Origin of the sequence: Levilactobacillus acidifarinae DSM 19394 = JCM 15949, from assembly GCF_001434835.1 — a bacterium.
GTDB classification, from domain to species: Bacteria; Bacillota; Bacilli; order Lactobacillales; family Lactobacillaceae; genus Levilactobacillus; species Levilactobacillus acidifarinae.
Map to the genome: position 1 here is coordinate 468,773 of NZ_AZDV01000026.1, position 17,023 is coordinate 485,795.

General features: G+C 52.5%; 17 protein-coding genes. 2 read left to right on the forward strand and 15 right to left on the reverse strand.

What is annotated here, in order from left to right:
* Positions 1 to 11: 11 nt before the first annotated feature.
* The 8 genes from FD25_RS09945 to dltD form a co-directional block, all read right to left on the reverse strand.
* On the reverse strand, positions 12 to 518 hold the full coding sequence (locus FD25_RS09945) for an RrF2 family transcriptional regulator (RefSeq protein ID WP_057803792.1): 507 nt from the start codon (positions 516 to 518) through the stop codon (positions 12 to 14).
* 215 nt (positions 519 to 733) lie between these two features.
* The gene (locus FD25_RS09950; RefSeq protein WP_057803794.1) at positions 734 to 1,138 is read right to left on the reverse strand and encodes a YxeA family protein; all 405 of its coding nucleotides are present in this window, start codon (positions 1,136 to 1,138) and stop codon (positions 734 to 736) included.
* Between the two features lie 177 nt (positions 1,139 to 1,315).
* Positions 1,316 to 2,446 (reverse strand): RNA polymerase sigma factor RpoD, encoded by a 1,131-nt coding sequence (gene rpoD, locus FD25_RS09955; RefSeq protein ID WP_371862390.1) that lies wholly within the window; start codon positions 2,444 to 2,446, stop codon positions 1,316 to 1,318.
* A gap of 10 nt (positions 2,447 to 2,456) precedes the next feature.
* Positions 2,457 to 4,301 (reverse strand): DNA primase, encoded by a 1,845-nt coding sequence (dnaG, locus tag FD25_RS09960; RefSeq protein ID WP_057803797.1) that lies wholly within the window; start codon positions 4,299 to 4,301, stop codon positions 2,457 to 2,459.
* Positions 4,302 to 4,588: 287 nt separating this feature from the next.
* Entirely contained in the window at positions 4,589 to 5,467 is an 879-nt protein-coding gene (gene pepI / locus FD25_RS09965; RefSeq protein ID WP_057803799.1) for a proline iminopeptidase, read from the reverse strand.
* Between the two features lie 237 nt (positions 5,468 to 5,704).
* Entirely contained in the window at positions 5,705 to 6,124 is a 420-nt protein-coding gene (locus FD25_RS09970; protein ID WP_057803803.1) for an SRPBCC family protein, read from the reverse strand.
* Positions 6,125 to 6,183: 59 nt separating this feature from the next.
* A complete protein-coding gene (locus FD25_RS09975; RefSeq protein WP_057803805.1) occupies positions 6,184 to 7,014 on the reverse strand; it encodes a helix-turn-helix domain-containing protein in 831 nt (276 codons plus the stop codon).
* 103 nt (positions 7,015 to 7,117) lie between these two features.
* Entirely contained in the window at positions 7,118 to 8,404 is a 1,287-nt protein-coding gene (gene dltD / locus FD25_RS09980; RefSeq protein WP_057803807.1) for a D-alanyl-lipoteichoic acid biosynthesis protein DltD, read from the reverse strand.
* 321 nt (positions 8,405 to 8,725) lie between these two features.
* Here dltD and FD25_RS09985 point away from each other — a divergent pair, with 321 nt between their 5' ends.
* Both FD25_RS09985 and FD25_RS09990 read left to right on the forward strand, forming a co-directional pair.
* Complete coding sequence (locus tag FD25_RS09985) at positions 8,726 to 9,196, forward strand: hypothetical protein (RefSeq protein WP_057803809.1); 471 nt, start codon at positions 8,726 to 8,728, stop codon at positions 9,194 to 9,196.
* A 254-nt stretch (positions 9,197 to 9,450) separates the two neighbouring features.
* Positions 9,451 to 9,990, forward strand: a complete 540-nt coding sequence (locus tag FD25_RS09990; protein WP_057803811.1) for a TetR/AcrR family transcriptional regulator — start codon at positions 9,451 to 9,453, stop codon at positions 9,988 to 9,990.
* Positions 9,991 to 10,067: 77 nt separating this feature from the next.
* Here FD25_RS09990 and glyS read toward each other — a convergent pair whose 3' ends face one another.
* From glyS to FD25_RS10025, 7 genes are all read right to left on the reverse strand, one after another.
* Positions 10,068 to 12,143, reverse strand: coding sequence for a glycine--tRNA ligase subunit beta (gene glyS, locus FD25_RS09995; protein ID WP_057803813.1), 2,076 nt, complete (start codon positions 12,141 to 12,143; stop codon positions 10,068 to 10,070).
* Entirely contained in the window at positions 12,143 to 13,069 is a 927-nt protein-coding gene (gene glyQ, locus FD25_RS10000) for a glycine--tRNA ligase subunit alpha (protein WP_057803815.1), read from the reverse strand. The genes glyS and glyQ overlap by 1 nt, the downstream gene beginning before the upstream one ends.
* A 286-nt stretch (positions 13,070 to 13,355) precedes the next feature.
* On the reverse strand, positions 13,356 to 14,144 hold the full coding sequence (gene recO / locus FD25_RS10005; RefSeq protein WP_057803818.1) for a DNA repair protein RecO: 789 nt from the start codon (positions 14,142 to 14,144) through the stop codon (positions 13,356 to 13,358).
* Between the two features lie 70 nt (positions 14,145 to 14,214).
* The gene (gene era / locus FD25_RS10010; RefSeq protein WP_057803820.1) at positions 14,215 to 15,120 is read right to left on the reverse strand and encodes a GTPase Era; all 906 of its coding nucleotides are present in this window, start codon (positions 15,118 to 15,120) and stop codon (positions 14,215 to 14,217) included.
* Between the two features lie 12 nt (positions 15,121 to 15,132).
* Complete coding sequence (locus tag FD25_RS10015) at positions 15,133 to 15,537, reverse strand: diacylglycerol kinase family protein (protein ID WP_057803822.1); 405 nt, start codon at positions 15,535 to 15,537, stop codon at positions 15,133 to 15,135.
* Positions 15,515 to 16,003, reverse strand: coding sequence for an rRNA maturation RNase YbeY (gene ybeY / locus FD25_RS10020; RefSeq protein WP_057803824.1), 489 nt, complete (start codon positions 16,001 to 16,003; stop codon positions 15,515 to 15,517). Before ybeY ends, FD25_RS10015 begins: the two co-directional genes overlap by 23 nt.
* Positions 16,003 to 16,989, reverse strand: coding sequence for a PhoH family protein (locus FD25_RS10025; protein WP_057804327.1), 987 nt, complete (start codon positions 16,987 to 16,989; stop codon positions 16,003 to 16,005). The genes ybeY and FD25_RS10025 overlap by 1 nt, the downstream gene beginning before the upstream one ends.
* Positions 16,990 to 17,023 lie beyond the last annotated feature (34 nt).

Sequence of the window (17,023 nt, forward strand, 5' to 3'; positions counted from 1 at the left end):
TCTTTAGCGGTTTACCGCGTGAGCCAACGCGTCCAGTCTAGTTGGAGTGCTTGAGTCCCATCCGTGGGTAAGACCGCCCCAATCGTCAGTGAAGCGAGTTGCTGACGATAAGCCGCCTCGGCCTGGTCAAAAACGGCTAAGACGTTGGCTACCGGACGTTGATCCCGAAAGTTCTTCAACTGAAAGGTCCGCATGAACTCGGCCTTTTGATCCAGCCCAAACACCTTGTTAACCAACCCCGTATTGGTGATGAACGGGTGTGGCCCCTCAATCGCATCAAAGACGTCTAACAGGGTGATTTGGTGGGGATCTCTGGTCAGTACAATGCCCCCATCACGCCCCGCCACGGTTTTGACAATCTGCGCACCAGCCAATTTTTGTACAATTTTTTTCAGATAGCTAGTCGAGATGCCCAGTCGTTCGGCCACTAGCCGACTCTGTAACGGAATCTGCCGGTCCTGAATGCCCAACAAGGCCACGATACAAAGTGCCTGCTCTAAGCTCGGTTTGGCTTTCACCAGAACTTCCTCCTTTCACCCCAAATTAAGTCCCATTAAACGAGATACATTATATCCCCTTTAGCGTATTTTTCAAGACTTTTTACCCAATAAAACACAGCGTTAGGGCCTATTTTTCTATGTAAACGATTTCAGCCAGGTATCACCTGGTTTAGGGTTAAAGGCCAACCTAAAAAGCGAGTTTAGCCGCTTTAGCTGCCAAACTCGCTTTGATGCTACGCCATTAAAATATTCTGGCGAACACCGCTGGGAACCGCTTCCCGGGCCACCGCCTGCCAAGACTCGACGTTTTGACCCTTGGTCCGAATCGCCAAGTACTTCCCGCGTTTGAGACGCCACTGAGCATCAAAGGTCACCGTCCGGGCTTGACCCTTCGCATTATAGGTCACCAAGCGATACTCGTATTCCTTCTCGCCCCCACCACCAATGAACTGTCGGACCGGTTGGTCATTAGTCCCGGCGTACACGGTCTCGGTCGTCACCAACGGGTTCACGTTATCAATGGCCATGGCCATCTCGGAGCCCTTATTCTTGGTTAGACCGGGTAAAATGACTGCCCCACCAATTAAGACCACGCCTAAGACCAACACCGTGGCCCCTAATTTTCCCCAAATTTTCATATTCCTCACTCCTCTATATTGGTTAATTACTCAACTAACTAACTGACTATCATAGAATACCGAACTTCCTAGTTCCTGTCAATTAAAAGTTAAGCGGTTAAGTCGTCTTAAGCCTAAATTAAAATTTTCCACAAAAAAAGCGACGATCAGCCGTCGCTAATCGTCACTTTTACGGAACTATTCTAAGAAGTCCTTTAATTGCTTACTCCGAGAAGGATGACGCAACTTCCGGAGGGCCTTGGCTTCAATCTGCCGAATCCGTTCCCGGGTAACCCCGAAGACCTTACCGACTTCTTCCAAAGTCCGCGTCCGGCCATCGTCTAACCCAAACCGTAACCGCAGAACGTTTTCTTCCCGGTCGGTCAAGGTATCCAGCACACTTTCGAGCTGTTCTTTGAGCAGTTCGTAAGCCGCGTGATCGGCGGGACTCGTCGCATCCTGGTCTTCAATAAAGTCGCCCAGGTGAGAGTCGTCTTCTTCCCCAATTGGGGTTTCCAACGAAACGGGTTCTTGCGCAATCTTTAAGATCTCGCGGACCTTTTCGGTCGGCATGTCCATCTCGGCCCCAATTTCTTCAGGGGTTGGTTCCCGCCCTAAGTCTTGGAGCAGTTGCCGTTGGATCCGAATCAACTTGTTAATGGTTTCAACCATGTGAACTGGGATCCGAATGGTCCGGGCTTGGTCCGCAATCGCTCGCGTAATCGCCTGACGAATCCACCAAGTTGCGTACGTGGAGAACTTGAACCCTTTACGGTAGTCGAACTTTTCGACGGCCTTCATGAGGCCCATGTTCCCTTCTTGAATCAGGTCCAGGAATTGCATCCCCCGGCCCACGTAACGCTTAGCGATGGAAACCACCAACCGCAAGTTGGCTTCGGCTAATTCTTGCTTAGCCGCTTCGTCGCCCTTTTCGATCCGGAGAGCTAAGGCAACTTCTTGGTCCGCCGTTAACAGGCTGACCCGCCCAATTTCCTTCAGATACATCCGCACGGGATCGTTGATTTTAACCCCGGTAGTGGTGGAAGCTTCCTTTAATTCTTTCTTTGAAACCGCCTTTTGAGCTTTAACGGCCCGTGGGTCTGGTTCACCCTTTGCGTCGACCACGCTAATCCCGGCATCGGAAATCGTCTCTAATAACTTATCCATCTGCTTGGCATCCAGCGAGTAAGGTGAAGCCACCTTATCAGTGAGTTCATCGTACGTCATGTGGCCGGCTTTTTTGGTGTTCTTAATTAATGCCCGCACCGTTTTGTTGTATGCCTTTTGATCAAACATTGGTTGATCCGTGGTCTTTTTTGCCATTAAAATACCCCCTAGACTAAACTTGTTTGTTTGCCTGTCGTTGTTGCTCCAACTGCACAATCTCGATGACGAGTTGGCGCTGTTGGGCCGCATCGCCCAGTCGCGATGCCTCCGTTAACGCGCGCTTCTTAGTTCGAAGCTGCGCGTCTAACGGGGCTTCATCCATGATGACCTTCAGATAGTCGTCAATTTCTCGCGGGGTGACCGCCGCCAGAGAAATGGTTGACTCCAATTCAATCACGAGTTGCTGGAGTCGTTCCTCCTGGATAAAATCGGTGAACTGAGCACTTTGGTACGCTTGGTGTGTTTGAAAATAACCCTGGGCCAGGGTATAAATCACTTGATAATCATCGTGCACGAAACAAAAATCGGGAACTTGACTGACTTTGGCCCAGACGTTGCGGTCGTGTAACAACCAGTACAACAGTTGTCGCTCCGCACGTTCTAAGCGTGTCAAGGGCCGCCGTTGTTGGTGCACGATTTCAGCGGGTGCCGTCATGGGTGCCGGTTGCGGCGCGGCAACGTGCTGCCGTTCCTGTTGGGCTGCCGTGCTTTGCCGCACCTGCTTTAATTGTGCGACCAACGCCGCCTTATCCAGTTGAAATTCACTGGCTAACTGGTTGAGATACAGGTCTAACGCGACCGGTTCGGTCACCTGGGCCAACAACGGCATGACGTCGTTCAGGTAGGCTAACCGCTCACTGTCGGTGTCTAAGGCCCGCTCCCGCCGCAAATAGCGCAACTGGAACCGAATGGGCGTTTCCTTTGCGCTTTGCATCACCTGCTGGAACGCTTCGTCGCCGTGAGCGCGCCGATACTCGTCCGGATCTTGGCCCTCCGGTAACTGGATCACGCTCACTTGCAAATGACTATGCTGCTGTAACAGGCCGATTGCCCGTTGCGTCGCTCGTTGTCCCGGCGTATCCCCGTCGTAACAGACGTTGATCTTATCCGTGGTACGCTCGATGGCGTAGATCTGCTCGGTGGTCAAACTAGTGCCCATCGAGGCAATCCCGTTAAGGACCCCCGCTTGGGCCGCCGAAATCACGTCCATATACCCTTCAAATAACGTGACTTCTCCCGCTTGGCGAATGGCCGGTCGGGCTAAATCAAAGTTGAAGAGTAAGCGACTCTTGGTAAACAGGGCCGTTTCGGGACTATTGAGGTACTTCGGTTGGTCCTCAGTCTTTTGCAACACCCGCCCAGAAAAGGCCGCTACGTGACCGCTCGCATTGCGCAGCGGAAACATGACCCGCTCGGTAAAGCGGTCCCGCAGTTCCCCCTGCGTATTTTCAATGAACAGACCACTCTGCCGTAATAGCTGGTAATCCGCCTGCCGTTGCTCGAAAAACGGTTTAAGTAACCGCTGCCCCGGTGCAAAGCCCAACTGATACTGCTCAATCGTCGCATCGGTCAGTCCCCGCTGATGCAGGTAGTCTAAGGCCGGTTGGCCCATTTCCGTGTTCACCAGAATGTGGTGGTACAGCTTGGCCGCCTGTTCGTGCAGCTCAATCAGTTGCCCGGTCTTGGAATCCACGGCCGGCGCGTTGGCCTCTTCGCGGTACTCGGTATCGAGATCCACGTGACTGAAATCGGCGACCTTGACTACGGCTTCACGAAAGCTGACGTGCTCGAGCTCCATCAAAAACTTAAAGACGTTGCCACCCCGGCCACAACTGAAGCAGTGAAAAATCTGCTTATCTTCCGATACGGAAAACGACGGGGTCCGTTCCTCGTGAAAGGGACACAAGCCAAAGAGGTTTTTTCCGGACTTCTTTAGCTGAACATACTGACCAACCACATCGGCAATGTTGGTTGCTGTGCGGACGGTTTCAATCACGTCTTCCGGAATCTTCGCCATCGTTAGCCCCCTTCCGCGTTAAGTCCCGCACCCTAGCCTTGAAAAGTCGCACCCCGGTAACCCGAAAAGTGCGACTCTTTGATTGGAATTCGTGCGTAGAAATACATAATATATAATACCACGAAGCCGAAAATCGTCCAAGCAAAACGCTTAACTTTTCACTCGGTTCCTGTTAAATTGATAGATTAATCATTATAGTCGCTCGCTGGCTAAATACAATTAACTTGCTCTCTAAATTCAAAAAACTGAGGCGAGTGCGCCGTGTGGGCACTCGCCTCAGCCTTTTTCTAATCGTTAGCCGTTAACCAGTGATCTAAGACCCGCATGAATTCGTCATGCTGGTCCAGTAAGGCCAGGTGCCGACTGTTGGCAAACAGATGCCACTTGGCCCCCGGAATGTGATCGTAAACGGATTTAGCAATCAATGGGGTGCAAAGATCGTCGGTTCCGTTGGTCACCAGCACTGGAACATGAATTTTATGCAGCTGGTCGGTCAGTTCAAAATCACTGATGGTCCCGTTTTCGGTAAACTCGTTCGGGCCCTCGGCAATGCGGCTCGCCCGTTGACCGTTTGTCGGCCGCCGGAGGGGTTCCGGTGAATTTTCGTCCGGATCATCCCAGCAGTAGCGCTCCATGTACCGATCATTGGCCGCTAAATACTTAGGACCGTCAAAGTGACCGGTCCGTTCCGCTTCGGCAATGGCTTCGCGGTCTTCGTAGCTCAGATAAGAAATGAGACGGTGCTGTTCTTGGGTCCACAGCTTAATGGAAGCCGGTGAGCCATCGATCATCACGCTCTTGACCCCCGCCTGACTGTAATTCGTCAGGTACAGCATTTCCAGCATCCCACCCCAGGACTGGCCCAACATGTGGACCTGGTCTAGGTGCAGGTATTGCCGCAGCGCCACTAATTCTTCGGCCCAGGTTTCCTTAACGTAGACGCCCTCGTCTTCTGGTAACGAGGACTTGCCGCAACCGACTTGGTCGTACATAATCAATTGGCGACCGGTGTTGGCGTAATCGTCTAGCAGTTCGAAGTAGTTATGGGACGACCCCGGTCCGCCGTGCAACAGTAATAACGGGGCCTTATCGGGATTTGGCTCCCCCACGATGCGATAATACGTTTTAAATCCGTGAAACGGCATGTAACCTTCTTGAATCTTCATCTGATGGCTTCCCCTCTAAATAAATTCTCATTTATTTTTAATCATTTCATAATTCACCGATAATTTCAAGTCTTGGTGATTAATCAACGGGACAGTCTCGCCAAAATTCCTCAAGCTATCGGTGACGCCACCACCAGTAGCCCATCCCCAGACCAACAATTAACAGCAGTACTTGTAATCCCCAGCGCAACCCCCACAGTAGAAGCATCACGCGTAAGAGGGACGTCAGCGTTGGGCTCATTGAACCGTTTTGGTCAACAACGCCGCTAAACGTTGCAGATTTGCCTGAAAAGCGGGTTTAGCGTTGACCGCCAACAGCGTTAAAGGTAACGTCCTGCCGACCGGCCTCGTTAGCATCAAATCTTCGGTCACCCGTGTTTGGCCTCCCTGTGGGGTTAAGTCGAACCGTAGCAGATAAGTCAAGCGACCCTCGGTACTGTGATACACGACCTGTCGCGTCGTAGCGGTTACGGTCAGGATCTCGTAACGGTTCAAGGCAGGGGCCGAACGTGTAATCACCCACCCGTTGGGGCGCACCGTCAGGGTCCCAATCCCCGGATTCCATTGCGACAGTCGTTCGGGCGTGAGTAATAGCTGATGCACCTGCGTTACTGTCGCGGGCACCATGATTGTAAGACGGAATAAATGGGTTGTCATTGAAACTAACCTCCTTTAATGATGCCCCCACTCTACGCGTCACGCCGCGTCACTTAAAATCAGAATTCTGATAATCCGGTCGACCGATAGACTTTTTCGTGAAACAGGTCGGTCAAAAATTGGGACTTTTGCCAAGCATCTCGTTGACCGGCCGGATCAGACTGACGGGCCGCTAATTGCGCCAATAAGTAGTAATCATTAGCCAATAAATAGTGCGTATCGTGCTGGGTCGCAAAGGCAATGCCACGTTGAAGCCAGTGTGTCGCCGTAGCGGGCTGGTCACAAGTCATCAGTGCCGCCAGGTAAAACACAATGTTTAAGTTCTTTTCGTAAGCGGCACGTTCGATTCCCGTGGTCGCCTGCATCAACGCCCGTTTGGCGGCTTGCGGACGGCCCTGACGCTGAGTCACCACGGCAAATGCCGCCCAACTCAACCGCGTCATCGTCGTTAAGGGTTGGCACCGACGCCCCAAATTAACCGCTAACCTGAGATGATCCCCGGCCGCCGTCAACGAGGGATCCACCTGAAACTCCGCCACGCCCAGGTAATAATAGTAGGCTTGGGTCTGCGCGGCAGTGAGCACTTGCGCCACGGTTGCGGGTGCGAGTAAATCGGCCCTCAGCGCCGCGTATTCGTGACGGTTACACAATTGTTCCAAGTGCCGGTTAACCGCCGCCGTCGGACTCGCCGTGACTCCCTGAGCCAAGCTCACCTGGTCCAGCGAAATCGCCAACCGGCGGCACAGGGCCATAAATAGTTGAGCATTGGGCCGGTAGCGGTCGTGTTCGATGGCCGATAACAACGACTGGGAACATAGCCCCGTAGCGACCCGTTGTTGGGTCCAGCCGCGTTGCTGCCGCACCTTTTTTAGCGTTTCTCCTAGTGACATCCGCCTCATCTCCTAAGGCCCACTCTATCAAAATAACGCCAGGTTCCGCGACTCTTATCCAACTAAAAGGGCATCCGGCTAAACGATCCGGGTGCCTCATTAATTAATGTTGCGTTGCGTATTGGGTTAAGCGATTAGGTGATAGCTGTTGCCACGTCTTCGTGTAGAATTGATCGTTTAACTGGTAGTGCGGGCGGGCTTGCGGCTGGGTCAAAAACGGTTTAACCCGTTGATCCATGGCCAACCACCCCCGCCAACCTAAATGAATCGTGTCGGCCATGAAGTACGGCACGTTGCCTTGACGACTCAGGTCACAAACGTGGGTGAACCCCTGGGATTGCAGCTGGTAACGAAGCTTGCGGTCAAACTGCCTAAGCATCGTCGTTGAGAGTCCCGTGTAACGGGCCCACTTGGCATTAACCGGGGGAATCACAAATAAGACGTTGGTGTGTAGTCGGGCAAATTGATCTAAGACTAACTGAAAATCCGCAAACTCGGGCGAGCGTGTGTAGTCCAACGTCCGCTGAAAGCCCCGCAGTTTACCCTGCTGAACCGGCTTCTTCAGGCCCTGATTATAGAATTGATTTCGAATTCCAAACCGATTATTGTTGGTCTGTTCGCGCCCCAAACGCACGCTCAACCGATCCAAGGCCTGATACGACTCGTGACGGGGCAATAACGCGGCCTGCTGAGCCACGTGTGCCGAATTGAGCGACGGCAGGTTGACGCTTGAGAAGAACTGGTCTTCGCGAGTCAGTAGTTGCCGTTTAAGTTTTAAATAAAATAATTGATGCGCCGTCAGCGCGTGACCGGTCGCCGTCCGGTGGAGTGCCGCTTTTAACAGCTGGTCCGATTTGGCGCCCGGTAAGTGTAACAACCGTTGAGCGGCGTAGCGGTCCATGGCACTGTGCCGGTCCTTTAACAACCACTCAACGGTCTGTAGTTGGGAGTAGTAGAAGGCAAAGGCGTCCGGCCGCATCCCGTCCTTGACGAACCATTGCGGCGAGATCACGAAGACTGCCCGCCCATTTTTCAGGGTGCCCTGCAGATTTTGCATGACCAGAAACTGGGTCAACGATTGGGTGCCCCGGGCGCCCAACAGAAAGGGCCGGTAAGACCGCCGATACTTCTGGGCCAAGACCGCCGGGTGGGTCGGTTCAAACCGCGACCATTCGGACGACCCCATAAAGGGCACGTAGTTTTCCCGAAAGGCGGCCTGCTTGATGTGTTCTCCCTTTAAAACGTTGGCGGATAGCGATACCGCCGCCCGTTTTTCGGTTCCCACCCCCACGTGTTTGAGGCCAAAGTTTCCCGGTGAAAATAACACGATCAACACCAGAATTCCCGCTAATAAGACGGGGCCCAGGGCTTGTAGCAAGCGCTTACCCATTAGTCTTGGCCTCCCAGTAGTTCATTAATTCCATGCCTTGTTGTTTATTCAAATGACTGACTCCCCTCATACCCAGGTCCCCGGTTCCCCTCATCTCGCGGTTATCGGCCCTAGGCGAATTTCCTTTCTAAGGTTAGCATGGTCATCTGGGTTTGCAAAGTCGCCTACCTAACCTTAAAGTTTTTTTCAATTTTGGTTCGGTGCTAACTGACCAATTGCGTAAATTAGTACCTGTCTAATAACCAGGAGGCCTGGTATACTTAACGAGGTCCAAATTCTGACGACCGAAAAAGCTGCTAATTCTACGGGGAGTTTAATAACATGAAATTAATCAACGGACTGGGGTTAACCCTCCTACTCGGTACTGCCGTATGGACGGGGACCACGATACAAGCCAACGCCAAGACTCTGACCTGGCATTCGGGGACGCCAAAGAGCCTACGCAAGACCTGGTACCACAACGGGACTGGCGACAACCAGGCCTACATCACTTATTCGGCGACTAAAAGTACGGGGAATTTACTACAGGCCACTAACGCTAAAAATACCTACGCCAAGCTACCAGGGTACGGCTTGAAAAAGTTAAAGTACCAAACCTTAGGGCATCACGTCTACCGGTTAAGTGGCATCCAATATTCGCCTAAGGGATCTACGGTCCAGTTCGACGGTCAACGAATGACCTACCAAGTCAAGGTCGTCTCTAAGCACCAGTTACACTTCTACAAGGGTTATGCCAAATACGTGACTAAACCCGCGTTCAAAGTCGTGGCCTTCAATCAACTGACCCATTAAATTCGGAGCGCTCACCCTTGTGGTGGGCGCTTTTTGGCGGGGTTGTCCTTGAGCCACGGCGTGATATTAGCATTTTAGTTAAAGTATTTTATTTAATGATTAATAATTTAATCATTCCGGTAGCGACCACATGACTTACGAACCATCAACCGGCCTCATTTGAGTTCTCGTGACGCAGTTGTGACACCTACCGCTTTTTCGGGTATACTAACCTTAAAACGTCACAGGTAACACCTGTGACAGGAGGCCTCCGCATGAACGGACAAGAACGTTTAGCTGAACAATCACGGCAGATGCTGGTCGACGCGTTATTTACCTTACTCGCCGACAACCACTACGGCGAAATCACGGTCACGGATTTGACCACCCAAGCCCAACTCGCCCGGCGAACCTTTTACCGGTCCTTCGCGAATAAAGACGACCTACTAGCCTTTTATGGCAACCGGCTCTTACGTCAGTACCAGTCCGCGCGTCAAGCGAATCTGACCACTACCCCTGATTTACAGACCGCCATGACCTTTTTCTTTCAATTCTGGTGGCCCGAACGCCAGCGGCTACGCTTGCTCATTCGCCAAAACCTATTCATGGGCTTGCTGACCCAGTCTCGGGTCGCCCTAACCCCCCAAGATTTAGGGCTAAACCCAGTCTCAACCACCGCTTACCTCACCAATTTTCTCATCGGCGGGTTATGGACCACCCTCAATGCCTGGATGGCTCAGGAGACCCCCGAGCCACCCGCAGTGATCGCCCAAACCCTACTGCAGGAATTGAGTCAATTGCCGACACAACCCTAGCCATCACGCAAAAAGCGGATCGTTTACCCAGTTTGTTCGGGTAAACGATCCGCTTTTTAATTTAAATTAAGTTTAACTTATTTCACAACCAATTGATCCAAGTCCCCTAATTCCAGGGCTAACCGAGCCAACCGGCTGAGTTCAGCCAAGCGGTTGTTCCGCACGGCCTCGTCGTCGGCCATAACCATCGTGGCTTCGAAGTAGTCCGCGATGGCTGGTTGAACGGCAACTAAGGCTGCGTATAAGGCCTTAAGCCCTTGCGGTGCCGCCTGAGCCACGTCGTCAATTCCTTGGTGTAATTCACCTTCACTGGCGTTTTCGAACTTGTCAGCAGAGATGGTCACACTAGCGATGTCCTTCGGCGCCTTTTGGGACAACCGAATCACCCGCGTCAACGATTCAATGACCGCCTTGAAGTTCTCATCGGCCGCGTGGGTCGTCAGGATATCCGCCGCAGTAAAGAGGTCGGTAATATCACTACTACTGCCACCCAAGACGGCATCGATGATGTCGTGGCGCACCTTGGTGCCGCGCAACATCTTCCGGACCCGTTCCTTGATGAAGTCCACGACCGCATCAATTTGACTAGCTTGGTTCAACTTCGGTGCCACGTTAGCGACCTCTTCGGCCGAGATAAAGGCCGTTGCTAGATCCGCAACTGGCAGCGACCAATTCTGATCAGTGGCAATCCGCACAATCCCCGTGGCTTGGCGCCGCAAGGCATACGGGTCGTTGGACCCACTCGGAATCATTCCCGCCGCAAAGAACGTCAGAATGCTGTCGAATTTGTCGGCTAAGGCCAAGACTGCACCGGGGACGGAAGCCGGTAAGGCCCCATCGGCCGAGATTGGTTCGTAGTGTTCCCGAATGGCTTGGGCCACCGCGGGATCTTCGCCGTTCAACAACGCGTACTTTTCACCCATGACCCCTTGAAGTTCGGCAAATTCGCCAACCATCCCGGTCACCAGGTCAAACTTGTAAATTTGGCTGGCCCGAACGGCCGCCTTGGTTTGTGCGTCGTTTAAGCCCAATCGGTCGGCTAACACGGTCACGATGGCTTCAACTCTGGTCATCTTTTCGGCCATGGTACTGATCTTATCGTGGAAACTAACACTCTTCAGCCGTTCCACGTAGTCGGCAATGGTCTTCTTCTGGTCTTCCTTGTAGAAGAACATCGCGTCTTCAAGGCGTGCCGTTAAGACCTTTTCGTTCCCCGCCACCACGTTTTGGAGGTCGTGGTCGGTCCCGTTACGAACCGAGATGAAGTTTGGCAATAACTCACCGGCTTGGTTCCGCGCGTAGAAGAACCGTTGGTGATCTCGCATGGACGTGATCAACACTTCTTCGGGAATCGTCAGGTACTTTTCGTCAAAGCTACCGGCAAAGGCGGTTGGCCATTCGACCAAGTTGTTCACCTCTTCGAGTAACCCGGCGTCGACGTTGATCGTCCAGTCGTGATCCGTCGCAATCTTTTCGATCTGCTTTTTGATGAGCTCCTTACGCTTGTCCGCATCGGCAATCACGAATTCGCTGGTCAAGGCTTCCTCGTAGTCGGCAGCCGTGGCTAAGGAAATTTCCTTACCCAGGAACCGGTGACCGCGCGTTAGCCGATCGGTGGTTACGTCGAGAATACTAAACGGAATGACCGTGGCGTCTAGCAAGGCCACCAGCCACCGAATGGGCCGGATGTATTCGAAGTGGTGGGTACCCCACTTCATCATGGTCGGGAAGGTCATCGCCATGATGATTTCGCGTAACCCGGCCAAAACTTCGGCGACCGGCTTACCGGCGATAAACTTATCCACGTAGACGTATTCGGTCCCCTTAAATTCCTTGAAGACAATGTCGTCGGGCGTTAGGCCCTGGCCGCGGGTAAACCCAATGGCCGGTTTCGTCCAGTTACCGTCAGCGTCCTGGGCGATCTTCTTCGCCGGACCCTTGACGGATTCACTGATATCGTCTTGCTTATCGGCCAAACCCGTGATTTCTAACGCTAACCGCCGGGGCGTCGAAAACGGCTTGATGGCGTCATAGCTGATTCGTTCGTCCTTCAAGTAATCGGCAACGCGCTTCTGAAGTTGCCGGATGGCTGGCGTTACCACGTGGGCTGGCATTTCTTCTAACCCAATTTCTAGTAAAAATGTGTGTGCCATTATTTTGCCTCCTCAGAATCCGCTAATAATTTTTGCCGTAAGGCGTCGTCTTTGATCAACGGGAAGCCACGCTTCTTCCGTTCGGCCACGAACGCCTTGGCAATCGACCGGGCCATGTTCCGAATCCGGGACAAATAGCCGGCCCGTTCCGTTACGGAAACGGCCCCCCGTGCGTCCAACAGGTTGAAGGTGTGGCTACATTTGAGCACGTAGTCGTAGGCCGGGTGAACTAGGCCGTTGGCAATCTGCTTCTTGGCTTCGCCTTCGTATTCATCGAAGTGCCGGGACAACATGGCCTGGTCACTTTCTTCAAAACTGTACTTGGAGTGTTCGTATTCGGGTTCCTTGAAGATGTCCCCGTACTTCACACCATCGCCCCATTCCAGGTCGAAGACGGAGTTCACGTCTTGAATGTAAGATGCCAAGCGTTCCAACCCGTAAGTGACTTCGGAGGTCACGGGATCCACCGTTTGGCCCCCAACCACTTGGAAGTAGGTGAACTGGGTAACTTCCATTCCGTCGAGCCAAACTTCCCAACCAACCCCGGCACAACCCATGGATGGGTTCTCCCAGTTGTCTTCAACGAACCGAATGTCGTGTTCGAGCGGGTTGATGCCGAGTTCCTTCAAACTGTTCAGATAGAGTTCCTGAATGTTATCGGGTGAGGGCTTCATGACCACTTGGAACTGGTGGTGTTGGTATAACCGGTTAGGGTTTTCCCCGTAACGACCGTCAGCCGGCCGCCGGGAAGGCTCAACGTATGCCGCGTTCCAAGGTTCTGGTCCAATGGCCCGTAAGAACGTGTACGGACTCATGGTTCCGGCCCCTTTTTCGGTATCGTAAGCTTGCATCAGCATGCAGCCCTGTGCGGACCAATACTGCTGTAACTTCAAAATAATCGCTTGCATGGACAGTTTTTCCGTCATGGATGCGTTCCTCCTTATTGATCTAAATAAGCACACAAAAAAGTCCCCACGCGAATCTACACTAAAGAGATTCACGTAGGGACGAATTAATTTCGCGGTTCCACCCTACTTCTAGCCCAACGACTAGCAGCTTACTTGGAAACGACTCCGAATGCGCCAACGTTTCAGAATTACGCTTCGGCTTACACCGTCCCGAAGTCGCTACGTCGTTAATCCTGACACTTATTCATTCATCTTTGCCGACTTATTTAACTGTGATTAATCATAAGCGTCTCAATCAATCTTGTCAATCATCATTGACCGGTGGATTTTGTAACCGCGGCGCCCAGGATTGCATCTGATCCAAGAACCGTTTGCTCTTGGGGTGCACCCCAATTTGGCTCGCATAGATTTCGTCCATCAACTGCCGCAAAGCGTGCTCGGTACTGGGTTTGACCTTAATCTGGTGGACCTTATCTAAATCAATCACCGAAAATTGGCGCAGGTAATAAACCGTGCGCTGGCTCAGGTGTAACCGGTGCGGGTCGGCCGCCCAATGCTGTTGACACAACAAGCCACCATAACTTTCCGAATAGTCAAACGGCAAGTCGGTCCGGCCGCAGATGGCACAGCCCTGCAGCTGCGGGGCCACCCCAAAGGCGGGCATCAACTGGATTTCCATGATATTGGTCACGATGGCTGGATTTTGCCCCTCATCGATTAATTCTAATGCCCGGTACACCCGGTGATACCAGTCCGGTAAGGGTTGGCTATCCGGAAAGGCCACGTCCACTAAGCTCATGATGTAGGTGGCGTAGGCGTTCTTAAAGATGTCCTCGCCAATGCCCTGAAATTGACTGGTCTCCCGGGGCGTGCGAATGTAGGATAACCCCGTATCGGCGATGTCACCCATATAACTCCCCACGGTAAACGGCAGGATATCGGCGGTCATCTTAAAACCGCGCTTTTTAGCCCCCCGGACCAGAAACATCTTTTTACCAAACTCCTGCGTTAAAAATTTAACCAGGTAATCCCGTTCGGCATAATCGCGCCGAAACAGAAGGATGCCGTGAAAATCTGTGACGTGATGAGCCATGGTCATCCCTCCTTAACTAAAACGGTGCTCAACGGTCAGACCCGCCAGCACCGCTTCTAAACGATTTATTTTAAATATCACTCTTCCGGTACCCGTAGGACTTCAACAGATTCGACTTATCCCGCCAACCGGGTTGGACCTTCACGAACAGTTGTAGGTAAACTGAACTTCCCAACAGGTGTTCGATATCTTGACGAGCCAGCGTCCCAATCTTCTTGAGCATGCTGCCACCCTTCCCGATCATGATACCCTTTTGGGTTGGGCGTTCGACGATGATCGTGGCTTCGATACGGACCTGATCATTCTTCTGGGTCTTCATGCTTTCAATTTCCACGGCCACGGAATGCGGCACTTCTTCGCGGGTCAACATGAAGATCTTTTCGCGAATCAGTTCACTGACCACGAACCGTTCGGGGTGATCCGTCAGCTGATCTTCGGGGTAATATTGGGGGCCGTGTGGCATCTGGTCCACTAGGTCACCCAAAAATTCGTCGACGTTATTGCCTTCCAACGCCGAAATCGGGTAGACGGCCTTCCACGGTAACGCCTTTTGGTATTGGTCCATGACCTTCAATAAGTCGTCGGGATGGATCTGATCGATCTTGTTGATCAGTAAATAAACCGGCGCCTTAGCGTTCTTTAGGCGGTCGATGATGAAGTTATCCCCGGCGCCCCGCTTTTCGGCGGCATTGATCATGAACAAGATGGCGTCGACTTCGTTTAACGCGGACAGCGCCGACTTCACCATGTAGTCGCCCAGTTCCGTCTTGGGTTTGTGAACCCCCGGCGTATCAATGAACACGATTTGGGCGTCGTCGGTGGTATAGATTCCCTGAATCTTATTTCGGGTGGTCTGTGCCGTGTTCGACATGATGGCAATCTTTTGGCCGATGACCCGGTTTAGAAACGTGGATTTCCCCACGTTGGGCCGGCCGACGATTGCCACGAAGCCCGATTTGTAATTTGGATTATCCATAATATTTTCTCCTTAAAACCAGCGACTCAGCGCCGGTAACATCACTAAACAACCGACGACCACGGCAAATAACGCGGCGAGTAGCACGCCACCCGCCGCCACGTCCTTGGCCCGCTTGGCTAAGTCGTGATAGGTCTGACCCACGACGAGGTCAACCACGGCTTCCACGATGGTGTTTAACGTTTCGGCAATCAGGACCAAAAAGATGGCCAACGTCAACCAAAGCCATTCGTTTAGGGTCAAGCGTAAGATGATCCCGGCAACGATGGCGAGACTGCCCACCAGCAGGTGTTTCCGGAAATTACGCTCATAGCGGTAGAGGGCCTTTAACCCGTCAACGGCGTGCCCTAAGGACTGCCGAAACGCCCGGTTTTTGCCCGTTTGACGGGTCGGCTTATCGCTTGAGGCCATAGGCATCTAAGATGTCGGCTTGCAGCTTAAACATGACCTTTTCGTCTTCCGGCTGCATGTGATCATACCCGTTTAAGTGCAGGAACCCGTGAACGACTAAGAACCCGAGTTCCCGTTCGTAGGAATGGCCCAGGTACTCGGCTTGTTCGCTGACCTTATCCATCGACACGAAGATGTCCCCGATGTTTTCGGGAATCTCGGCCGCCAGTTCGTCGTCCATGACCAACGGAAAATCGTCATCGGCGGCTTCGTCATCTTCAATGGCAAAACTAATCACGTCGGTGGCCCGGTCGACGCCCCGGTACTTTTTGTTGATCTCGTGAATATCTTCGTTGTTCATCAGCGTCACCGACATTTCGGTGTTATCTGCCAGTTTCAGGTAGTCCCCCGCAAACTGCAACACGTCTTGAATCATCTGAACGTGCTTGGCCGGGACGCCGGCTTGGGTCTTGTCGTAAATCTCTAAATCCATTATTTCTTAGCTCCATTTGGTTTAGTATCGTTGGCTTCGTAAGCGTTAATGATGCTGGCCACGACGGGATGTCGGACCACATCATCGGCACTAAAGGTCACAAAGGCAATGTGGCCCACGTTTTGTAAAATGTGTTGTGCTTGCACCAATCCCGATTGGGCATTGTGCGGTAGGTCAATTTGCGAGATGTCCCCGTTAACGATCATCTTCGAACCGAAGCCTAACCGCGTTAAGAACATCTTCATCTGAGAATTAGTCGTGTTTTGCGCTTCGTCCAAGATCACGAAGGCCGTTTCTAACGTCCGCCCCCGCATGTAGGCCAACGGTGCAATTTCAATCACTCCACGGTCCATCAACCGCGTGGTATGTTCGGCACCCAGGATGGCGTACAACGCGTCGTAGATGGGCCGCAAGTAAGGATCAACCTTTTCCTTGAGGTCCCCCGGTAAGAAGCCTAAGCTTTCGCCGGCTTCCACGGCGGGCCGCGTCAAGATGATCTTTTCAACGTCGCCGTGTTTAAGCGCGGCAATCGCCATGACCACGGCCAGGTAGGTTTTCCCGGTCCCAGCCGGGCCAATCCCAAAGGTGATGTCGTTGTGCTTAATGGCGTCAATATATTGACGTTGGCCAAAGTTTTTGACCCGCACCGGTCGGCCCTTCGCATCGTGAATCAAGGTTTCGGTGTACAGGTCCTGGAAATATTCCAACGTTCCCCGTTCGGCCATCTTCATGGCACTCACGACATCGGCACTGTTCAACCGAATGCCCTTGGCCAAAAGCGTACTCATATTACGCAAAATATTGAGCGTCTGGTCAACCGCGGTGGCGTCACCCGCAACTTTGATTGAATTGCCGAAAGGCCGAATCGTCACGGACAGCCCCTCTTCCAATAAAGTGACAAATTGATCCTGCGCACCCAACAAGGCCGCTTCGTCGGCCGGATGCTCCAAGATATATTCTTTTTCAATCATCGCGTTTTCAGTCAAATACAGTTGCTCCTTTGTCTTAAAAATTAAGTGT

What these genes read in the sequence shown, in the direction of transcription:
- FD25_RS09950 (WP_057803794.1), bottom strand. Translation starts at nt 1,138, where the DNA reads ATGAAAATTTGGGGAAAATTAGGGGCCACGGTGTTGGTCTTAGGCGTG.
- dnaG (WP_057803797.1), bottom strand. Translation starts at nt 4,301, where the DNA reads ATGGCGAAGATTCCGGAAGACGTGATTGAAACCGTCCGCACAGCAACC.
- pepI (WP_057803799.1), bottom strand. Translation starts at nt 5,467, where the DNA reads ATGAAGATTCAAGAAGGTTACATGCCGTTTCACGGATTTAAAACGTAT.
- FD25_RS09970 (WP_057803803.1), bottom strand. Translation starts at nt 6,124, where the DNA reads ATGACAACCCATTTATTCCGTCTTACAATCATGGTGCCCGCGACAGTA.
- FD25_RS09975 (WP_057803805.1), bottom strand. Translation starts at nt 7,014, where the DNA reads ATGTCACTAGGAGAAACGCTAAAAAAGGTGCGGCAGCAACGCGGCTGG.
- dltD (WP_057803807.1), bottom strand. Translation starts at nt 8,404, where the DNA reads ATGGGTAAGCGCTTGCTACAAGCCCTGGGCCCCGTCTTATTAGCGGGA.
- FD25_RS09985 (WP_057803809.1), top strand. Translation starts at nt 8,726, where the DNA reads ATGAAATTAATCAACGGACTGGGGTTAACCCTCCTACTCGGTACTGCC.
- FD25_RS09990 (WP_057803811.1), top strand. Translation starts at nt 9,451, where the DNA reads ATGAACGGACAAGAACGTTTAGCTGAACAATCACGGCAGATGCTGGTC.
- glyS (WP_057803813.1), bottom strand. Translation starts at nt 12,143, where the DNA reads ATGGCACACACATTTTTACTAGAAATTGGGTTAGAAGAAATGCCAGCC.
- glyQ (WP_057803815.1), bottom strand. Translation starts at nt 13,069, where the DNA reads ATGACGGAAAAACTGTCCATGCAAGCGATTATTTTGAAGTTACAGCAG.
- recO (WP_057803818.1), bottom strand. Translation starts at nt 14,144, where the DNA reads ATGGCTCATCACGTCACAGATTTTCACGGCATCCTTCTGTTTCGGCGC.
- era (WP_057803820.1), bottom strand. Translation starts at nt 15,120, where the DNA reads ATGGATAATCCAAATTACAAATCGGGCTTCGTGGCAATCGTCGGCCGG.
- FD25_RS10015 (WP_057803822.1), bottom strand. Translation starts at nt 15,537, where the DNA reads ATGCCTATGGCCTCAAGCGATAAGCCGACCCGTCAAACGGGCAAAAAC.
- ybeY (WP_057803824.1), bottom strand. Translation starts at nt 16,003, where the DNA reads ATGGATTTAGAGATTTACGACAAGACCCAAGCCGGCGTCCCGGCCAAG.